The following is a 21471-nucleotide window of genomic DNA, read 5'->3' as shown; positions in this document are numbered from 1 at the left end:
TTGCACGAAACCCCAATAGTTTCTATGAAAAAAACAATAACGATTCTTTTAATAACCATCAGTATTTTATCTTGTAAATCTACCAAGAAAACAGTTTCTGTTAAAGGCGATACAGCTTCCAAAAAAGAAGCTTCATATAAAGAAAAAAAAGGAAGTAAAGAAGCTAATAATATTATAAAAACTGCCTTATCATACAACGGAACACCCTATAAATATGGCGGAACTACTAAAAGAGGTATGGATTGTTCTGGTCTAATTTATATTTCCTTCAAAGAAAATGATATTGCACTTCAACGTGCTTCTTACATGATGGCAACCCAAGGAAAGAAAATTAAATTAAAAAATGTAGAAAAGGGAGATTTATTGTTTTTTACGACCAATAAAAGTAGTCGAAAAATAAATCATGTCGGACTTGTAGTGGATGTTAGAGGAAATGACATCCGCTTTATTCATTCAACAACTTCCAGAGGTGTGCTCGTTTCTTCTTTAAGTGAGGGGTATTGGAATTATGCTTTTAATCACGCTAGAAAAATTTTATAGTTTATTTTTTATATATTTAGTATTTAATCTATGTGAAAATACTAAATTATCCTATTTTCAAACTCTTGATTTTCCTGTTCTTCGGAATTTGTGGCGGTCATTACTATGACATAAACTTAAACGTTCTAACCTACTTTTTAGTAGGCTGTATAGTACTTCTAGTCGGCTTAGTCCGTAAGAAAAAACATGCTTCTCTTTTTATTTTTGGATTTATAACTTACCTGTCTCTCTTTTTTATTGGGATGCTTATTACAACTATACATACTGATAAAAACCCAAATCATTACAGTCATTTTTATAATAAAGGAGACGAAATAACTTTTAGAATAATCAAGGAACTTAAAACTAGTGCATATTATTACAAATACGAAGCTAAAGTAATAGCGATTAAGGAAAAAGAAGTAGTTGGCACTATTATATTCAACTTAAAAAAAGATAGTATTCCTGTTAAACTACCCAATGTTGATGCTGAATACACTACTAAAATTGCTCTAAAAGGAATCTTTCCCCCTCTTAATCCACATCAATTTAATTATAAAAAGTATTTATCAGAACATGGAATTTATCATCAACTACAAGCAGATGAAAAGGGTGTTAAAATAGTCTCTAATAAAGTAAAAACTATTTATGGGTACGCGGCTTTATTCCGAAAGAAGGTCAATAAAATCCTTACAAAATACCCATACAAAGAAGAAATAGCAGTAGTAAATGCATTATTACTAGGACAACGACAGGATGTATCCAATGAAATATATGAAGCCTACATTTCAGCTGGCGCAGTTCATTTATTAGCAATTTCAGGGCTACATATTGGAATTCTATTTTTATTACTTGATTTTATCCTAAAACCCTTAGAAAAAATAAAAAATGGAGAAATTACAAAGCTCATTTTAATAATTACAATACTCTGGATGTTCGCCATAATTGCTGGTGTGAGCGCTTCTGTAGTAAGAGCTGTTACTATGTTTTCATTTATTGCCTATGCCAGAAAACTCAATCGCCCCAAAAACATTTATCATGCACTTATTACCTCCATGTTTTTTCTGCTAATAGTAAACCCTAAATATATTTTTGATGTAGGATTCCAATTAAGTTATACGGCTGTTTTTGGAATTGTTTGGATCCAACCAACCTTGATATCCTTTTGGAATCCTAAAAACAAAATACTGATTTACTTATGGAATTTATTAACCGTTAGTGTAGCGGCTCAATTAAGTGTTTTACCAATTACTTTGTATTATTTTCATCAATTTCCAAGCCTGTTTTTTGTCTCAAACCTAGTTATTATTCCATGTATTGGTTTCCTTCTAACATTAGGATTTTTACTTATTATTTTAGCTTTTATAAATGCTTTACCAGATTTTTTTGCTGAAGGCTATTTTATACTAATCCGAATAATGAATGCATTTGTTGAATGGATTGGAAGTAAGGAAGAATTTATTTTTACAGAGATTCATTTTACAAGCCTAAACTTCTTCACGGTTTCAGGATTAATTATAGCTCTTGTATTACTAATGAAAAATAACAATAAACATAATTTTATACTTTTCTCTGGAAGCTTATTACTATGCTTTGGCAGCATTTTTTATCAGTATAAAAAAACAGAAAATCAACAGCGATTTATCATTTTTCATAAAAGTAGAAATACATTCATGGCGCTTCAGAAAGGAAATCAATTACAAGCAAACACTCCCTTATTAAAGGAAAACTACTTATTTAAAACTTATAAAATTGGAGAAAACATACATACAATTGAATATTTAAAATTCCCATCTAGCTTTAGCTTTCAGCAACAAAAAATAATAATTATAGATAGTTCTGCTACATATAATAAAGAAGAAACCGCAGCTATATTATTGTTAACTGGCTCCCCAAAGGTTAACCTAAATAGAGTTGTATCAGAAATAAAACCTAGAGTGGTAATTGCGGATGGAAACAACTATAGATCGTTTGTATCTCTTTGGAAGGCCAGTTGTAAAAAACAAAAAATCCCTTTTCACTATACTGGTGAAAAGGGAGCTTTTATATTGGATTAATATTGTAATCAACTATCTCGGGGCAAGCCTACGAGGTATTCAAAGGAAACAATCTTAATCCATTTCGACGTAGAACACTTCGGTAAACTCAGTACAGGCTTTGGGGAATAAAACCCTCAATGAGGGATTTAATGAATTCCATGCATCCATTTACGCAACGTAGGAACTAAAAGTAGCAATATTAATGTAGCACCTGCCACCACAAAAACACCCCAAGTAAGGTACGTGTCTGCATAAACACTCAATGTTTCTGTAGGGTGTGCACCTTCGGCAACACTTTCTGATGCTGTTAAAGAACCAATCCATCCTGCCATTTTATTCCCTATTGAGATTGATAAAAACCATGCTCCCATAACAAAACCTACAATTTTATTTGGAGATAATTTTGTTACCATAGATAATCCTACAGGGGACAAAGAAAGCTCTCCCATTGTATGAAATAAATACATTAAAGCAATAAACACTACAGAAATTAAGCCCTCATTATTAGGAAAATATTTAGCTCCAAGTACAATAATGGCAAATCCAAAGGCAAGTAATCCTAATCCTAATACAAACTTCATAGGCGTACTTGGTTCTTTTTTAGCTTTATTTAAACGCAACCACATAAAAGAAAATAATGGCGCCAATAAGATTATAAATAGCGGATTAAAACTCTGGAATATTGAAGATGGAAGTACCGTTCCTAAAAAAGATCTATCTACATTCTTTTCAATAAAAATTGTTAAAGAACCTCCCGCTTGCTCAAAAAGAGCCCAAAAAACGGCATGGAAAAAAAATAATACCACAACAACAAGTAAACGTTGCCCTTCTACTTTATCATCACTTTTTAGAGCGTGATAAATAATATACCCAACAATAAATACTGAAATAACCAAAAGCAATGTAGACATTACTTCATTTAAATTAAGCATTAAAGCACAAATAGGAATGGCTAGTAAGGAAAGAACAATAACCGAAACTGCTGGCTTAGTTCCAAATATTTTGACACTCCCATCTTTTACCTCTTGAGGCTCTAGTCCTTTCTCTCCAAAGCCTTTTGCAAAAGCCCAAAATACAAGTAATCCAATTAGCATCCCAATTCCTGCTAGTCCGAAACCGTAATGCCAATTTATATTTTGACCAACATATCCGCAGGTAAGAATTGCAAGAAAAGAACCGATATTTACTCCCATATAAAAAATAGAGAAAGCTCCATCTTTACGGGGATCATCTGTTTCATAGAATTCTCCCAAGAAGGAACTTACATTCGGTTTAAAAAATCCATTTCCAACTATAATAAGTCCTAAAGCACCAAAAAACATAGGCATATTTCCTTCAAGATCTCCAAATGCTTGGAAGCCTAGTGCAAAATGACCTAATACCATTAGGAAACCTCCCCAAATAATAGTTTTTCTAAATCCTAGATATTTATCGGCTACCATCCCTCCCAACACTGGAAAAAGGTACACCATAGCTGTATAGGAACCATAGATTGCATAAGATTTTACTTCGGCGGCACTTTGTGCCATATCTATAAAAAGCACTTTCGTCATGTACAACACCAATAAGGCACGCATTCCATAATAGGAAAAACGTTCCCACATTTCGGCAAAAAATAAAACAAATAATGCTTTTGGATGCGTTTTTCTATTGGTATAAATAATAAAAGGAACCCATAGTAAAACAAAAATCCATCCTACTGTTAAAATCCATAATGTCAAATCCATAATTCAAATTTTAAGTTACTCACTAAATGAGGTTTTATATACGCTGAGCCGTCCAAAATTTACTGAAGGGCGCTTTAAAACTCTCCTAATTGCTCTTGGACTTGCCTCTACGTAAGTTAACTATTTTCTTAGCGGCTATTAAAATTAATTTAAAACTATAGTTGGTTAACTTCTAGATTAATTGGTAGATGTTTCAAGCTCTTTTGCCATCTCATCTCTTACATCTCCTTCATTATCTTCTGCTCCGTGCGTTAGACGTTTTAATGGTTTCAACAATAAAATTACAAGCACCCCTATTAAAGACCATATTACAGCTATTCCTGTAAAAATTTCAAATTCTCCAAGGTTTTGCGCACTTTGACCAATTAGTCCTGCAAATTTATTCCCTAATCCTGTTGCTGCCCAATAGAGTCCCATAATTATAGAAGCGTATTTTAATGGCGCCAATTTGGTAATAAAAGATAATGAAACTGGTGAAGCACAAAGCTCCCCAATAGTATGAAATAAATAAGCTAGAATTAACCAATACATTGCTGAAGAACCTTCTGTTTCATATTGAACAGAAGCTGCACTCATAAAACTAAACCCTAAGGCCATCACTATAATACCAATTGCAATTTTGAATAGGGAAGAAGCTTCTTTCCCTTTTTTCTTCCATTTAAGCCAAAAAGCTCCTACAATGGTTGCAAGTGTAATAATAAAAAATGAATTCACGGATTGAAATACCGAAGCTGGTACAATCCACCCTAATAAATTTCTATCGGTTTTTTGTTCTGCATACAAATTCATTAATCCACCAGCCTGCTCAAAAGCAGCCCAGAATAAAACAATTAATAAGAATGAAATCAATAATACCTTAACTCTATCTTTTTCAATTTTAGTTAATGGTTTATTTAACAATTCTCTATCCTGTTCATTTTTAGATGAAATAGGATTTCCTACATGCTTTAAATATTTCTGTCCCCAAATATATACTAATTGCCCTACAAACATTCCTATTGCAGCCAAACCAAAACCATAATGCCAATTGATTTTTTCTCCTACATATCCACAAAGAATAGGCGCAGCAAAACCTCCAATATTAATCCCCATATAAAAGATATAGAATCCTAAATCTCTTCGTTCGTCTTTTTGCTTATAAAGCCCTCCAACCATGGAAGAAATATTGGGTTTTAGACACCCTACTCCAAGGATAATAAATAAGCAACCTATATAAAATGAAGTTTCAGAATTCAAAGCCAAAACAGTGTGTCCTATACATAATAGAATTCCACCAACCATTACAGTTTTCTTCTGACCTAAAAGTCTATCGGCAATCCATCCTCCAGGAATAGAAGACATATAAACCAACATGGTATACCATCCATATAGCGCTAAAGCTTCGTCGTTTGTCCAGCCAAACCCAGGATTATCTGAAGTAGTTTCTGCTACTAAAAATAAAGTAAATAGCGCACGCATTCCATAATAAGAAAAACGCTCCCATAATTCAGTGAAAAATAAAATATACAATCCTTTCGGATGACCAAATAATTCACTTTTATTAGGTTCTTGAGTTATTGTAGACATTAATTGTTAGGGTTTAATTAGTACTATTCTCTATAACGAGACTTAAATTTAAATATTCCGATAGTAGCATTTACATCCTTATATTAAGCATATTCACGCTACTATCGGCTTAAAATTATTTAATTGTTGATTGTTTTAGGCTCTGAAATATTATCAGGTTTTTCTCCTAAATGCTCATCAATAAAATTAGTCATTTTGGTATACAATTGTAAACGTGTGTTTCCTCCATAAATACCATGGTTTTTATCTGGATAAATAGCCCAATCGAATTGCTTGTTTGCTTGAATAAGGGCTTCTGCCATTCTCATTGTATTTTGAACATGCACGTTATCGTCTCCTGTTCCATGGATTAACAAATAATCTCCTTTTAACAATTCAGGATAACTTAATGGCGAATTTTCATCATATCCACTTGCATTCTCCTGAGGTGTTTGCATATATCTTTCTGTATAAATAGAATCGTAAAAACGCCAGCTGGTAACTGGAGCTACCGCAATAGCCATACTAAACACATCATTTCCTTTAAGAATGCTATTGGTACTCATAAAGCCTCCATAGCTCCATCCCCAAATTCCAATTCTACTTTTGTCAATATACGGAAGATTTCCGAGTTTTTTTGCTGCTGAGATCTGATCCTCTACTTCGTATTTTCCAAGCTCTTTATAGGTTACTTTTTTGAATTCTGCGCCTTTAAATCCTGTACCTCTTCCGTCTACACACGCAATAATATATCCTTTTTCTGCAAGCATTTGATACCAATAATCGTTGGAACCCATCCATCTATTGGATACTTGCTGAGAGCCTGGCCCAGAATATTGAAACATAAATAATGGATATTCTTTATTAGGATCAAAATTCTTTGGCTTAATCATCCACATGTTTAATTCGTTCCCATTGATGTTGATAGTAGAAAATTCTTTAGGAGAAATCTCATAAGACGACATTTTTTTAAGCAATGCATCGTTATTTACAATCTCTTTTAATTCTTTTCCTGTTTTACTATCATTTAGAGTATATCGTGTAGGTAAAGAAGCACTCGAAAATGAATTGATATAGTAGCTAAAATCTGCACTAAAAGTAGCATTATTAGTACCTTCTTCACTAGAAAGCCTTTCTTTATCTTTTCCATTCAATTTAATAGCATATACATCTCTATTGATAGATCCATTTTCTACCGATTGGTAAAATATGCGATTTGACTTCTCGTCATACCCATAATAATTGGTTACTTCCCAAGTACCTTTGGTTACTTGGTTTTGAAGTTTTCCATTTTTATTATAATGAAAAATATGGTTGTAACCATCTTTTTCACTTGTCCAGATAAAGCTATTGTCATCTAAAAAAGTAAGATTATCGGTTACGTCTATATATGCCTTGTCGGTTTCATGAAGCACTACTTCAGCCCCTTTATTTACATTGTAGAAATAAAGCTTCATATCGTTCTGATGGCGATTAAGCACTTGTGCACTTAATACATCTTCGTCATTAGTCCACTCAATTCTTGGAATATAATAAGCATTGTTTAGGTTAACTTCTTTAGTTTCTTCAGAAGCTACATTGTACGTATGTAAACTTACCTTTGAGTTATTTTCTCCAGCTTTTGGGTACTTAAAAACCTGTTGTGTTGGATATAATTTATCTCCATAAACATCCATAGAAAATTCTGGAACTTCACTTTCATCAAAACGGATATACGCTAGGTAAGTCCCTGTTTTATTCCAATCGAAAGCTCTTACAAAAGCAAATTCTTCTTCATAAACCCAATCGGTAACTCCATTGATGATTTTATTTTTCTTCCCATCGGTTGTTACTTGTACTGTATTTCCTTTTTCTAAATCTTTTATGTAGATGTTATTTTCAAATACAAAAGCAACTTTAGAACCGTCTGGAGAAAAAGTAGGTTCTTGAATTTTATTTTCTGAAATTAATTCTAAATCCTTTGAAGCAATAGTATACACATAATACTTTCCTAATTTAGATCTCCTGAAAACTGATTCTACATCGGTTGCCAAAATTAACTTCGACTCATCCTTACTAAATGTATACGACGAAAAGTAGTTGATATTTGGTAAGTCCGAAGAAGTAACTATGGTTTCAACTTTTTCTAAAGTTTTATAATTGTATTTATCGATGGCGGCACTTTTTGAGCTCCTATCGAAGTTCAAAACTGTGTATTGTGTACCATTTTTCATGGAATGTAGTACATCCATTCCTTCAGTGCGAAAGGCACCTCCCCATATTTCTTCTAAAGTAATTTTCTGATTTTGAGCAGTTGTGAGGGAAACTAGACCTACAAAAAGTAGGAGCAACGTATAATGTCTCTTCATTAATTGTTATGTATTGATTAAAAAACCGTCAAGTTTACTAAAAATTTCACAGATACCGTAACTTTTAGCGTTAAACCTTCCCTTTATCGCTATCCTTTCTTACGGAAATGCCCTCTTTGTTATATCAAACAATCAGAATTCTAAATTATTATTGATAAAGCTCACAAATAAGACCGCTCTAAAGAGATTCATTATCTTTGCTTTTTATAATTAAACTTACAAATGGCAGAACCTGTAAACGGATTTTCAAAGCTTACTAAAAATCAAAAGATTGAGTGGTTAGCAAAAAATCATTTTATAAATAAAGAAGAAGGCGTAAAAACCTTGGAACAATATTGGAATAAAGATGCTAAACTACAAGCATTACATGATGAATTTATAGAAAATACTATTTCAAATTTTTACCTTCCTCTGGGAATCGCTCCTAATTTTTTAATCAATCAAAAATACCATACAATTCCAATGGCTATTGAGGAAAGCTCGGTAGTAGCAGCCGCTGGAAAAGCTGCTAAATATTGGCAACAACGTGGTGGTTTTAAAACTAAAATTCTAGGGACAGAAAAAATAGGTCAGGTTCATTTTATGTACCACGGAGACGCTTCTAAATTAAAAAGTTTTTTTACTGAAGTTGAACCTAAACTATATAAAGCCACTGAAACTATTACCGAGAATATGCGCAAGCGAGGTGGCGGTATTTCTACAATAGAACTAAAAAACAAAACAAGTCAATTAGACAATTACTACCAACTCCACTGTACTTTTGAAACGTTGGATGCCATGGGAGCAAACTTTATTAACTCCTGTTTAGAAGCAATTGCTAAAACTTTTAGCGCAGAAGCTCATCAAAACTCTTTGTTTTCTCCTGAAGAAAAAAACATAGAAATTGTAATGAGTATTCTTTCAAATTATGTTCCAAATTGTGTTGTAAAAGCTGAAGTATCCTGTAAAATTGAAGAACTAAACGAAGACAAAAACCTGAATCCGCAAGAGTTTGCCGATAAATTTGTACGCGCAGTAGCCATTGCAAATGCAGAACCTCACCGAGCAGTAACTCATAATAAAGGAATTATGAATGGGGTAGACGCAGTGGTTTTGGCAACTGGAAACGATTTTCGAGCTATTGAAGCTGGTGCACATGCGTATGCTTCAAAATCTGGAAGCTATAAAAGTCTAACTCATGCCGAAATTAAAGATGGAATTTTTAAATTTTGGATTGAAATTCCATTAGCACTAGGGACTGTTGGCGGACTCACAAGCTTACATCCTTTGGTTAAATTATCATTAGAAATTCTAGACAAACCGTCTGCCAGAGCGTTAATGCAAATTATTGCTGTAGCAGGATTGGCCCAAAACTTTGCTGCCGTACGTTCTTTAATTACAGACGGAATTCAAAAAGGACACATGAAAATGCACCTAATGAATATTTTAAATCAGCTTGGAGCAACTGCAGAAGAAAAAGCATACTTTGTTGATTTTTATAAAAATAAAACCATTACGCACAGCAATGTAATTAAAGAGTTTAACGACTTAAAAGCTAAAAATGTCTAGTTACCATAGCAACGGAAAATTATTAATAACTGGAGAATATACTGTTTTAGATGGCGCTTTGAGCTTGGCGCTCCCTGCAAAATTTGGGCAATCACTATCTATTACAGAAAATTCTTCTGATAAAATATCTTGGAAAGCGATCAACAATGAAGGCAATATTTGGTTTACGGCAAATTACAATTTAAACGATATTGAAATTGACGCTGAACCCTCCATAATTGAAACCGACAATGAAGGAGCTGCAAAAACATTGCTTACTATTTTAAAAGAAGCCAAAAAATTAAATCCTCATTTTTTAATAAACTCAAATGGAATTGAAGCAACTACAATTTTAGAATTCCCAGAAAACTGGGGCTTAGGCTCTTCTTCAACACTTATAAATAATGTGGCATCTTGGGCTAAAATAAATGCCTTTGATTTACTATGGAATAGTTTTTCTGGTAGCGGTTATGATATTGCTTGTGCGCAGAATAATTCGGCAATTACTTATCAACTAAAAAATAAAGAACCTTTTATTGATAAGGTAAATTTCAATCCTATTTTTAAAGATCAACTTTTCTTTATTCATCTAAATAAAAAACAAAATAGTAGAGAAGGAATTAAACGCTACCAAAAAATAGCTCCTTCAGCAGAAAAAAAAGAAGCCATTAAAAAAATCAATTCTCTTACTTCTAAAGTTCTAAAGACAACTGCTTTAAATGCTTTTGAAACTATTATAGAGGAGCACGAAGATATTATCGCTTCGCTTATACAATTAAAACCCGTAAAAGAACACTTTTTTAAGGACTTTAAAGGAAGTATTAAAAGTCTCGGAGCATGGGGTGGAGATTTTATATTAGCAACAGGAGAACAAACTTATGTTACTTCTTACTTTTCCGTAAAAGGCTACAATACTATTCTTACATATCAAGAAATGATTGCATAAAAAAAGCTTCCTTTTCAGGAAGCTTTTTTATACTATTTTATAATTAGCTTAATAAATATCAGCTCTTTCATCTTCAATTTCTGCAGCATCCTTAAGTGCGTTATACGCTGCAATAGTAGCTCTATTTCTATTAAGAGTTTTTTGTGTATTAGAGTAAGTAGCATAGTTCTCTAAAGAAGGTGCTATCTCTTTCTTTGTTACAGATACCATAAACACTCCATTTTCACCTTCAATTAAATTTGAAGTATCTCCTTCTGAAAGCGCCATTGCAACTCCTACAACTTTAGGCTCTCTTCCAGCACCAGAAATTGTTGGTGTTTTCATGCTAAGTCCAGCAGCAGCAGTAACATTAACATTATTAGTTTTTGCTAATTCGTCAATCGACTTACCAGCATTATCCTTCATAATAATAGCAGCTTTCTTTTGCTTTCTTAAAATAGGCAATACAGTTGCAGAAGCATCTTTAGCAGTTGCTAAACCTTCTTTTCTTTTTCCTGTTAATTGAGCTATTGCATATCCGTTAGGCGTATTAAAACGCTTAACATCTCCTACTTCAGTCTCTTCATTAAAAGCCCACTGAACCATCCCACGTTGGTTTCCTATTCCTGGGATATTTTCGTCTAAAGCTTTTATTTTATTAACTGGACGTACATTGTAATTTGAAGCCTTTGCCACTTCTTGGAAGTCTCCATCAACGGCTGCCATTTCAAATTTTGTAGTCTCTGTATAAAGGTTGCTTATTGTTTTTTCTGACGGCTCAATCTCTCTAGCAACAGTTGCCAATTGTACAACATTATACTTATCATCAATTTTAATAACATGGAAACCAAAGTCAGTTTCTACTAAACCTATTGAACCAATTTTGTTATCAAAAATATAATCATTGAACTGAGGTACCATTTGCCCTTCAGGAATATTATCATAAGTTCCACCACTATTTGCAGATCCAGGATCTTCAGAATTTTCTTTTGCTAAAGTTGCAAAATCATCTGGTTTAGCTTTTGCTTTAGCCAACAATTCTTCTGCTTTTGCTTTAGCTTCTTCTTTTGTTCTAGATTCTTTTGGCTGTGCCTGAGAACCATCATAAGAAATAAGAATGTGACTTGCTTTTACAGATCCTCCTTCTTTATTAGCAACTTTTCTAGTTATTTTAAAATAGTTACCATCTTTATAAGGACCATAAACGCTTCCAACAGGAAGGTTATAAAGCGTATCTGCTAATGCAGCTGGCAAGTCTTTTTTAGTTACGTATGTAGAATCGTATTTAATGTCAGAATTTCTAGTTACAAAATCTTGAACATTTGTAGTTGTTTTAAAACCAGCTACAGTCTCGTCACTTTTAGTCGCTTCGTTATAAACAACGCTGTTTTCTAAAAGTTTAGAAAGTTCTGTTTTTACTTCGTTGATATCGTCTTCAGAAGCACTCTCTTCAAAATAAACATAACGAATATCTCTAGAAGCATCTTGTTTAAATTCTTTTTTATGCTCTTTAACGTAAGATTCAATCTCACTATTTGAAACATTAACCGTACTATCTGCAATAGCTGTATAAGGTATTTTTACATACTTAACGTCTACTTTATCTGACTCTAAATGATATGCTAATTCTCCTTCTTTCAAAGTAGCGCCAACACCTGCTTTAATTAAATTAAAATACGATTGCTCTTTTGAAGCATTAATCAATGCATCTTCTTGCATTTGCCACTGCTGATATCCAGCTGGGTTATTTGCCTTTAAATCTGCAATAAACTCAATAAATTTACCTTCATCAAAAACACCGGCTTCATTTTGAAAAGTAGGATCTTGAGCAAAAGCAGGATTTGCTTTAACAACTTCTAAAATCTGATCTTTTTCAATATTAATTCCTAAGTCTTCATATTGTTGCTCTAGAACAATCCCTCTAACCTCTTGATTCCATACTTGATTTACAACTTGAACAGTGGTAGCATTTGCACCATATCTTCTGGAAGCATTTTCTACTTTATACGCAAACTCTTGTCGCGATATACTTTCTCCATTTACCTCTCCAACAGTTGTTTTTCCAGTCCCAGAATCTTTACCAAAAACACCGGAAATAACAAATGCAAATAAAGCCAAACCTATCACTAATATTAAGAATAGTGAGCGACTTCTAATTTTTTCTAGAATTGCCATTTATCAATACAATTTATTAAATTAATGTGGGCGAAAATACCACTTTTTTGGAATAATAAAAACCTGAAGATGTAATTATTGAGGTTTTTATTAAATATCTTTAAAATTAAACATCCATCCTTTAAAAGTTGAACGATATTTTATGATATTTCAAAGAAATACTACGTTTACACAATTAAAACATAACATTATACTTAAAGTCTTTATAGAAACTATTACTCGGCTTTCAAAATTTTAAGAGAAACCAAATCAATTTTAGTATTGCTAACTTCTAAAATAGTAAATTGATAATCTTCCACAACCACCACTTCATTCTTAGAAGGAATCTCCCCTATATTACTAACTATAAGTCCTCCAAGCGTTTCATAATTTTCTCCCTCTGGTAGATTCAATTTATATTCTTCATTAATATAATCCACTTCCAATCTTGCAGAAAACTTAAACTCATTGCTACTTACCTGCTCTTCTGTAAGAGCAACACTATCATGCTCATCTTCTATTTCTCCAAATAACTCTTCTACAATATCTTCTACTGTCATTATCCCAGAAGTACCTCCATATTCATCTAAAACAACAGCTATACTTTTACGCTTTTTTGTAAGCAATTCTAAAACGTCGCTAATTAACATAGTCTCTGGAACGTACTCCACAGGCATCATCACTGCTTTTATGTTTGCTGGCTTTTTAAACAAATCAAAAGAATGCACATAACCAATTATGTCGTCTATAGTATCTTTGTACACTAAAATTTTAGAATAACCAGTTTCTGTAAAAATTTTACTTATTCCCTTCGGAAGTTCCTCTACTTCAACTGCTGTAATTTCGGTTCGAGGAATCATTACTTCACGAGCTTTAACTTCGGCAAATTCTAGTGCATTTTGAAAGAGTTGAATTTCAGAATCTAAATCGTCTTCTTCATTGGCAGCCTCCATTTGTTCGGAAATATAATCTCCCAATTCAACTTTACTAAAAGCTAGTTGCACTTCATCTCCATCAGTTTTAAAAAATACTTTTAACACTAAATCAGAAATCCAGATTATAAATGAAGATATAAAAGAAAAAAGCATGTAAAAAACATACGCCGGAATAGCGAATATCTTTAGCAAGCTATTTGCATAGATTTGAAAAAAAACTTTCGGTAAAAATTCAGCGGTTATTAATATTACCAGAGTTGAAATAATAGTTTGCACCAAAATAACATCAAAAGGAGGACTCTCAATTCCAGCAAAAGCAGGATATAGATGATCTATTATAAGGTCTCCCATAAAAATACCATACACAACCAAGGCTATGTTATTCCCAACCAACATTGTTGCAATAAATTTGGAGGGTTTTTTGGTAAGTTTAGTAAGCACTTTAGCAAGAATCCCTTCTTGCTTTTTCTCTATTTCTATATGAATTTTATTAGAAGACACATAAGCAATCTCCATTCCAGAAAAGAATGCAGAGAGTAAAAGTGATACAATTATTATGACGATGTCTTGCATCTATTTTTTATTTTGCCTGTCGCTAAACCTTTTTCGGTAATACCTTCTAAAGAAAAACATTCCTATAGATATTATTGCGAAAAACAGCATAATATAAGCTCGTGTTCTATCTGTAGACCAAACGCGAACTAATTCTACTATTGCAACAATAGCAACTACAAGATAAGCAATCTCAAAAATTTTAAAATACTTCATATATAGGTAAGAAAATAAATTCTATTAATCAAATGTAAAGAAAAGTTATAAATAAGCGAATTTTTTATTCACTTAGATAAATTTATGAACAATTAGAAAATGTTTAAAAGGATATTTTTTACTGAAGAAAAGTATTATTCAGTTTCCGTTTGAGCATCGTCTTTTACTACTGCACTTCCTGAATTTTCATGAGAACTTACCACTGTAAACTCTTTATTAAAATCTATTCCAACCCCTTTCATATTAAGATCTGGACTCGTAAAGACATAATCTCCTTCTGTAAATATCCATTGATTATTTTGATCCCAATATAGTTGCGGAGCGTTTAGACGTTTCCCGTCATAGGTTTCAAGAATTACATTTCCCTGCATGTCAATTAATTTAGTATTTAAATAAATAATACCATAGTTAGCAGAAACTGTACTTTTTTGATTATCCTCATCATAGAAATCTACATGCACTCCTTTTGGAAATTCTCGATAAGGAAAAGGCTGGTTGCTATAATCCTCATAAACAGGACCACTTACAACCGCGGTTAATTTTGTAGAATCGGTGTACTTTAAAACAAAATTTTCAGCAACACCAACGGGAGTTTTGTTAAGTGCATTCATTTTTTGCACTTCTTTCAAATTACTCTCACATGAAAAAAACATTGTCACAGCAATAACTGTGACAATGTTCATTAATATATATTTTAATCTAAATTTCATTTTATAAGCTAGGAACTTTTACGCTTCCTCCAACCCAACAGTTAAATTGAATTGTTTTTCCAGCCATACCAGAGCTAAAAATATCTTGTTTACTTGGCGCTCTACCTGCATAACTTGAAGCAGCTTGAGCAGACTTACTTTTTAATGATGGATCTACTTGACCAGCTTTTCTTGCCATGTCTGCAGCTTTCCAATAAATTGCTCTTTTCTCAAATGTTGTACTTCCACAATCGTTAGCACTGTTTGCGTATAAACTAGCAATAATTAAGTAAGGAGTTCCGTTTGCAGGATTTAAATCCAACGCTTGTTGCGCATAGGTTCTAGAAGTAGACTTCTGACCTCTTTTTGCAGCTTTGCTAGACATATTAGTTAACTTCTTAGCTTTTTTGATTGGATCCTTCTCTAAACTAATAGACTGTTTGAAAAAATCTGATGCTTTAGAACTGTTTCCTTGCTCTTCGTATAAAGATCCTAAGAAATATTTAGATTGAGCAGATGGCTCTAATTTATCTAATGCTTCCACTAACTTTACAAACATTGGATCTCCAGTACAACCCTTATCATCCATTCTTCCTGCAGCACTCTTTAACCATGCAGCATCGGTTTTATGAGCCTCAAAGTTTTTCTGATAAAGAGGAATTAAGTTATCACAATCTGCTAATTTACCTAATTTAGCATCTACACTACCGCTAATTTTCTCATAGTTTTCACCATTCTGTCTTGCAGCAGCCAAAATTTTAGTCTCTTTACTTGTAAGAGTCCCTGCATCTTCTTTAGGAACATACTTAACGATAGTCTCTCCAAGCTCTTGATTTTCTTCAGCAATTTTTCCTGTTACATCGTCATAAGTATCAAAAACCTCTTGAAGGTCTTTTTTACCCGCAGCATTCAAGTCTACTAAAGTTGAGAAATACAAGTATAATGCTTTTGGATTTTTAAATCCATCTCTATCTTCTTTGTATGCTTTGTCTAATAAATTAAAGATTTCCTCATCAGAACCTAATTTCTGATCGTTCATCAATAAAGCTGCATCAATATTAGCATTGGTAACCGTGAATTTTTTAGGAAAATACTCAGGTCCTTTTTTATATACATCGGCAAGCATTTTAATATAAGTATCTTTATTTGCTGGATCCGATTTAATTTTATTTTTTAAAATTAGCTCTCCGTAAACAAAAGTAGCATAGTGTAATTTAGGACAATTCTCATAAACCATTTTCCAAGGTTCATATGCTGCTTCATAGTTTTTCACTTTCGCATGTTGGGCGAATATGGACAAATTCTGCGGACATTCTGGGTTTTGTGCTTGCCCAAATGTTACAAAAGCAATCCCCAAAACACCAACCAATATTGAAATCTTCTTTTTCATTTATTTAATTTTATGGTTAACGTATAATTCTTATCTAATTAAATTTTTTCTAAACCATTTGTCGTTAAGTGACAAACTTATAAAAACATTGAAATAATTCTCTTCTACTCTTCCTAAATAAGTGCTTCCTCTCTTTCCGAATTCAACACCTATGTTAGCGTTAGAGAAACCATTCATTGGTAAACCTAAACCAAAAGACATGCCAAAGTCGTGTACAGGCACATTATTTACAAGCAAGCCCGTTTTTTCATTTTTCACCCCCACTCTATAAGTTACTCTTTTCCAATAATTTGTAAAAGAATCATAGTCTGGCGTCCAAAATGCTCCTGCTGAAAATCTTTCTCCATCTTCATACCCTCCATTAACTGGATTTACAAAATCGTTCTTAAACTCACTACTATTGGTTATTTCATACTCACCTCCAACAAACCATGTGTATTTTTTTCCTACTCCCAAACCAACTGCATAGGATTCTGCCATATGCAAATATGTTGAATTAAGCCCGACTGCTGCTAAATCTACATTTTCAGTAACTCTAGGAACCTCAATTCCTGTTGAGTTTGCAACCAAAGTAGAGATTGATCTAGAATTACTAGAAGTAATCTTGGTTGCTGGCTTATATAACACAGACGACTGTAAATGTAACTTATTTGTTAATTCAGCGTCGTAATTTAATGAAAAATTAAAATCAAATCCACTATATTCTGATTCATTTTGAACTCTTGTACCATATTGAATGCCTTCTACATACCTAATCGACTCATTCTTAACTGTTCCGAAATTAAAATTTGCTTTAGCTCCAAGACTAAAATTATTCAAGAAATTTATTCCGTAGGCAAAAAAAGCTTTATTAATCCCTCCACTTCCTGAATATTTATCTAATTGTGCTGGCGAAATATCCTCATTAAGCGACTGCACACGGTAACCTACAGAAGTATATGGCACTAAACCAAAACTCATTCCCATATTATTTCCCAAAGGAACTCCAACAGCAAGGTAATCAAAAGTTACATCTGAAGCATCTTGACTTTCCTCCTCCGTTTTTAATTTTAAAGAATGATAGCCACCACCAACAGTAAACGTTGTTAACTTAAGCTTTCCTAAAGAGGCAGGGTTATTAAGGTTTAAGTGAATACTATCTGTATAAACACTAATACCACCCATCGATCTATTTTCAACCAATCCTTTAAAACGTTGGTCTCCTGTACCGTAAAAAGAATAAGGCGACACACTTCCTTCCTGCGCAAAACTATAACTACATATAAACAATATAGCTACAATAAAAATCTGTTTAATCATTAGTGTTTGTTGAGTTCTAAAATATAATTAACTCCCTCCATGAGGAAATTCGGATGGGCAAATATGCTACTTTTTAATCTTTTAGACAAAAAATGACTATCCCCACCTGTTAAAATAACTGTTAAATCTTTAAATTTTCTTTGATATTGTAGGATTGTAGCTTCAATTTCGTTGACAGTTCCATTTATAACTCCAGAAATCATACAAGTCTCTGTTGAGTTACCAATGAAATTTTCTAGCCCGAAAGAATCTATTAACGGAAGCTTTGCTGTAAATGCATGCATTGCTTTGTAACGCATTCTAATTCCTGGAGAAATTGCCCCTCCTTTATAAACTCCCTTTTCATCTAAAAAATCATACGTAATACAAGTACCCGCATCTATTACTAAACAATTCTTTTGTGGATATGCATAAAAAGCTGCGGCTACCAATGCAATTCTGTCTACGCCTAAAGTATTTGGTGTAGCATATTCATTTTTAAATGGTAGCTTAGAATTTTTATTTAATATTAAAACAGGAGCAAACACAGAGAGTCCTTCTATATATGCATCCGACAATTTCCCCACTGAAGAAACCATTATTTTAGCTATTGAAGGATGGTTTTCAAAAATATTTGAAATTTTTTTCAAAAAATCCGACTCTACTGTTTGAGCAACCTCTACAACCTTATCTGCTTTGAATACAGCCACTTTGATAAAGGAATTCCCAACGTCTATGATTAAATTCATTCTAAAATATTAAGATTGTAAATTTACAAAACCATTTTTCTCAAAAAATATTTTGCAGATATTAAATTTGCATCTATATTTGCACCCGCAATCAAGCAATGGACATCTTGGTTCTGTCGAAAGATAAGACAAAGAAAAAATTAAAGATTGTTAACTGGTGCCTTAGCTCAGTTGGTAGAGCAAAGGACTGAAAATCCTTGTGTCCCTGGTTCGATTCCTGGAGGCACCACCACTAAAAGCCCGATTCCTTTTGGATATCGGGTTTTTTGGTTTTTAAGGTTTTCCTGGATCATAAATCATGGATCATTCCTAAAAGTGGATCAAGTCAAAAAGTTGTGTTTATGCAAATCTGAATAAGAAAAATCATAAAATATATGTTTTTATAATCCAGAAGTAATTTTATTCCGTATGTATACTAATCATTACATAGTAGTAGGTATTAGTTTAGGGAAAAACACCGTTCATTAATTTGGACGGTGTTTTTGTATATAAAAAAGTTAACTCTTTAAGCTTAACCTGTTCGTTTAACCCCTTCGATTCTTAACATTATCCCACTAAAACAGCAAATTATGGATTAAAAATATTAATGTCCGAGTAAAAATACAAGACCGCTTCGCTATAAGAAAAAAGACCAAATCTCAACGTTCAAAAAAATAAGTAGTACACTACTCCCCATCTGTAAGACAGTTTAAATATATATCTAATTATTTATGATGCTATTCTTTTTGTATTATAAATTTGATCAGGTGGTACTTTTCCTATTTCAGTATGCCTTCTTTTGGTGTTATAGAATTCAATATATTCCGTGACCATTTGATAGAGATCTAGACCTCCGTTTGGTGGGTTTAGATAGATCTTTTCATATTTAAGAGACTTCCAGAAGCGCTCAATAAAAATGTTATCCAAAGCTCTTCCTTTGCTGTCCATAGATATTTGAATATCATGTTCTTTAAGCACTTCAATATATTCGGAGCTGGTATATTGTGACCCTTGATCGGAGTTATGGATCTCCGTATTGCCATATTGAGCGATAGTGTCTCTAAGAAGCTCGATACACCACTGTTTGTCCATTGAGTTTGAAATACTCCAATTAAGTATTTTTCTACTATATACATCAATGATAGCATTCATATACATAAAGCCACGGAACATAGGAATATAGGTGATGTCAGTCTGCCATACTTGGTTAGGGCGGTCTATTACTAAGCCCTTCAAGAGATAAGGGTACTTATAGTTTTTAGGATCCCTGATGGTGGTTTTAGGTTTTCTATATATGGTCTGTAATCCCATAATTTTATACAGCCGTCTTATTCTTTTCACATTTACGTGGTAGCCAAGATCAAGGATGAGATAATCAGTCATCCGTTCGACTCCATAATAGGGGTGTTCCAGGAACTGCGCATCTATTGCCTTCATCAGTTCTAAATTCAATGGACTCTCACTTTTAGGCTTATAATACAGACCAGAGCGATGAATGTTAAGGATTTTACATTGTTGTGCAAGACTCAGCCTTGGATGAGATTTTACTACCTTTTGTCTTCTTTCAGTAGTACTCATTTGCCCAAGACTTTCTTTAAAAAATCATTCTCAACTTGTAATTGACCGATCTTACTATAAAGCGGTGCGGTATCCACAGCTGGAGTATCTTTTTCTGATTTGGACTCGAAAGCAAGTTCTGCGTTTTTTAAAAACTCTCGCTTCCAATTGGATATTTGGGCTGGATGCAATTCAAATTTGGCAGCAAGTTCAGGTATACTTGTCTGCTCTTTTATCGCTTCAATGGCTACTTTGGCCTTAAAGGATGCGCTGAATTTTCTTCTTGATGTTTTCATATTGACAGGGTTAAAATTACAACTTAATTTCCTGTCCTAAATTTTGGGAGTATTATATTAATCCCCAGTTCTTTACAAACTTCTTCTAAACGACTTTTGTGTTGTTTAGTTTCTTCTAAATGTACCTCAAAAGCCTCTTTTAACATTTCATCAGAAGTCTCTTTAGCCATTTTTGGTAGCGCCTCTATTAATTGAGATTCGGCACTATATAAATCTTTTAATTGGTGTTCAAATAAATCTTTTAGTGATTGCATAATTATTGATTTTAAATTAATAATATCATTAAAATTAGTTGCAAAAAACTTCATTTATTACTCCAATTGAATTAAAAAATACCGCTTTTAATTAGCTAAATTATTGTTATTTCATATAGATTTTTTATTAACTCATTCAATTGGTTTTTAAATACTTAATAAAATATTTTTAATAAATTATGATCTATTATAAAATTATAGTTAAGTAAAAATTAAAATATTCATATTATGAAATATCCCAGAAAATTTGAAAAAGAAATTATAACAAAACAGCCTGGTATTCAATCCAAAATGAAAACTAAGCCAGTTATTATTCGTGAAAATTACATTGGTTCTAAAAAGCTTAAAGGAAAAGTAGCACTTATTACGGGTGGAGATAGTGGTATTGGACAGAGTTGTGCAATCCATTTTGCCATAGAAGGAGCCCATATAGCTATTATATATTTAAATGAAAGTGAGGATGCCATGGATACAAAAAAGCAAATAGAGAAAGAAGGTGCAAAGTGTATTTTAATACAAGGAGATATTAAAGACGCTAGCTTCTGTAGAAACGCAATACAAGAAACCGTTGATAAATTAGGAGGGATAAATATTTTAGTTAATAACGCTGCTATGCAATTTCAAGAAGATAGTTTAAAGGATATAGACTTTGAGAATATGAAAACAACTTATGATATAATACTCCCCAAATTTAGGACAGGAAATTAAGTTGTAATTTTAACCCTGTCAATATGAAAACATCAAGAAGAAAATTCAGCGCATCCTTTAAGGCCAAAGTAGCCATTGAAGCGA

At 32.8% G+C, this 21471-nt stretch carries 17 protein-coding genes and 1 tRNA gene; 6 read left to right on the top strand and 12 right to left on the bottom strand.

What is annotated here, in order from left to right:
- Window positions 1-24: 24 nt before the first annotated feature.
- Together AC13CQ_RS08350 and AC13CQ_RS08345 are read left to right on the top strand one after the other, a co-directional pair.
- Window positions 25-540, top strand: a complete 516-nt coding sequence (locus AC13CQ_RS08350) for a C40 family peptidase (RefSeq protein ID WP_474507087.1) — start codon at window positions 25-27, stop codon at window positions 538-540.
- Between the two features lie 32 nt (window positions 541-572).
- Window positions 573-2576: a ComEC/Rec2 family competence protein gene (locus tag AC13CQ_RS08345; protein WP_474507086.1), complete on the top strand. Its 2004-nt coding sequence runs from the start codon at window positions 573-575 to the stop codon at window positions 2574-2576.
- A 128-nt stretch (window positions 2577-2704) separates the two neighbouring features.
- On the opposite strand, the gene AC13CQ_RS08340 is transcribed toward AC13CQ_RS08345, so the two are convergent.
- The 3 genes from AC13CQ_RS08340 to AC13CQ_RS08330 all read right to left on the bottom strand — a co-directional run bounded on the left by AC13CQ_RS08340 (window position 2705) and on the right by AC13CQ_RS08330 (window position 8178).
- On the bottom strand, window positions 2705-4285 hold the full coding sequence (locus AC13CQ_RS08340; protein ID WP_008611015.1) for a peptide MFS transporter: 1581 nt from the start codon (window positions 4283-4285) through the stop codon (window positions 2705-2707).
- A 177-nt stretch (window positions 4286-4462) separates the two neighbouring features.
- Complete coding sequence (locus AC13CQ_RS08335; protein ID WP_008611016.1) at window positions 4463-5851, bottom strand: peptide MFS transporter; 1389 nt, start codon at window positions 5849-5851, stop codon at window positions 4463-4465.
- A 119-nt stretch (window positions 5852-5970) separates the two neighbouring features.
- Complete coding sequence (locus AC13CQ_RS08330) at window positions 5971-8178, bottom strand: S9 family peptidase (protein ID WP_474507085.1); 2208 nt, start codon at window positions 8176-8178, stop codon at window positions 5971-5973.
- Between the two features lie 222 nt (window positions 8179-8400).
- Here AC13CQ_RS08330 and AC13CQ_RS08325 point away from each other — a divergent pair, with 222 nt between their 5' ends.
- The gene (locus AC13CQ_RS08325; RefSeq protein ID WP_474507084.1) at window positions 8401-9726 is read left to right on the top strand and encodes a hydroxymethylglutaryl-CoA reductase, degradative; all 1326 of its coding nucleotides are present in this window, start codon (window positions 8401-8403) and stop codon (window positions 9724-9726) included.
- A complete protein-coding gene (locus AC13CQ_RS08320) occupies window positions 9719-10651 on the top strand; it encodes a GYDIA family GHMP kinase (RefSeq protein WP_474507083.1) in 933 nt (310 codons plus the stop codon). Before AC13CQ_RS08325 ends, AC13CQ_RS08320 begins: the two co-directional genes overlap by 8 nt.
- 48 nt (window positions 10652-10699) lie before the next feature.
- Here the strand turns inward: AC13CQ_RS08320 and AC13CQ_RS08315 are convergent, their stop codons facing one another.
- The 6 genes from AC13CQ_RS08315 to AC13CQ_RS08290 all read right to left on the bottom strand — a co-directional run bounded on the left by AC13CQ_RS08315 (window position 10700) and on the right by AC13CQ_RS08290 (window position 18593).
- On the bottom strand, window positions 10700-12805 hold the full coding sequence (locus AC13CQ_RS08315) for a peptidylprolyl isomerase (protein ID WP_474507082.1): 2106 nt from the start codon (window positions 12803-12805) through the stop codon (window positions 10700-10702).
- A gap of 215 nt (window positions 12806-13020) precedes the next feature.
- On the bottom strand, window positions 13021-14292 hold the full coding sequence (locus tag AC13CQ_RS08310; protein WP_474507081.1) for a hemolysin family protein: 1272 nt from the start codon (window positions 14290-14292) through the stop codon (window positions 13021-13023).
- Between the two features lie 329 nt (window positions 14293-14621).
- Window positions 14622-15170, bottom strand: coding sequence for an LPS export ABC transporter periplasmic protein LptC (gene lptC / locus AC13CQ_RS08305; RefSeq protein ID WP_008611024.1), 549 nt, complete (start codon window positions 15168-15170; stop codon window positions 14622-14624).
- Between the two features lie 28 nt (window positions 15171-15198).
- A complete protein-coding gene (locus AC13CQ_RS08300) occupies window positions 15199-16566 on the bottom strand; it encodes a hypothetical protein (protein WP_008611025.1) in 1368 nt (455 codons plus the stop codon).
- Window positions 16567-16596: 30 nt separating this feature from the next.
- Window positions 16597-17865 (bottom strand): BamG family beta-barrel-assembly machinery protein, encoded by a 1269-nt coding sequence (bamG, locus tag AC13CQ_RS08295; protein WP_474507080.1) that lies wholly within the window; start codon window positions 17863-17865, stop codon window positions 16597-16599.
- Window positions 17865-18593 carry a type III pantothenate kinase gene (locus AC13CQ_RS08290; RefSeq protein WP_474507079.1) on the bottom strand — a complete coding sequence of 243 codons (729 nt, stop codon included), beginning with the start codon at window positions 18591-18593 and terminating at the stop codon, window positions 17865-17867. The genes bamG and AC13CQ_RS08290 overlap by 1 nt, the downstream gene beginning before the upstream one ends.
- A 156-nt stretch (window positions 18594-18749) precedes the next feature.
- Between AC13CQ_RS08290 and AC13CQ_RS08285 the strand changes: the two genes are divergently transcribed.
- A tRNA-Phe gene (locus tag AC13CQ_RS08285) sits at window positions 18750-18825 on the top strand.
- A 476-nt stretch (window positions 18826-19301) separates the two neighbouring features.
- Here AC13CQ_RS08285 and AC13CQ_RS08280 read toward each other — a convergent pair.
- From AC13CQ_RS08280 to AC13CQ_RS08270, 3 genes are read right to left on the bottom strand one after another with little or no spacing between them, the layout of a single operon-like run.
- Entirely contained in the window at window positions 19302-20150 is an 849-nt protein-coding gene (locus AC13CQ_RS08280) for an IS3 family transposase (protein ID WP_008611013.1), read from the bottom strand.
- Entirely contained in the window at window positions 20147-20425 is a 279-nt protein-coding gene (locus tag AC13CQ_RS08275) for a transposase (RefSeq protein ID WP_008611014.1), read from the bottom strand. The genes AC13CQ_RS08280 and AC13CQ_RS08275 overlap by 4 nt, the downstream gene beginning before the upstream one ends.
- A gap of 23 nt (window positions 20426-20448) precedes the next feature.
- Window positions 20449-20679 carry a YciE/YciF ferroxidase family protein gene (locus AC13CQ_RS08270; protein WP_482882827.1) on the bottom strand — a complete coding sequence of 77 codons (231 nt, stop codon included), beginning with the start codon at window positions 20677-20679 and terminating at the stop codon, window positions 20449-20451.
- 228 nt (window positions 20680-20907) lie between these two features.
- Between AC13CQ_RS08270 and AC13CQ_RS08265 the strand changes: the two genes are divergently transcribed.
- A complete protein-coding gene (locus tag AC13CQ_RS08265; RefSeq protein WP_482882826.1) occupies window positions 20908-21387 on the top strand; it encodes an SDR family NAD(P)-dependent oxidoreductase in 480 nt (159 codons plus the stop codon).
- Window positions 21388-21471 lie beyond the last annotated feature (84 nt).

The organism is Galbibacter sp. L-19 (assembly GCF_056857615.1).
The sequence above is the reverse complement of the archived record's forward strand: the minus strand, read 5'-3'. Positions and strand labels throughout refer to the sequence as shown.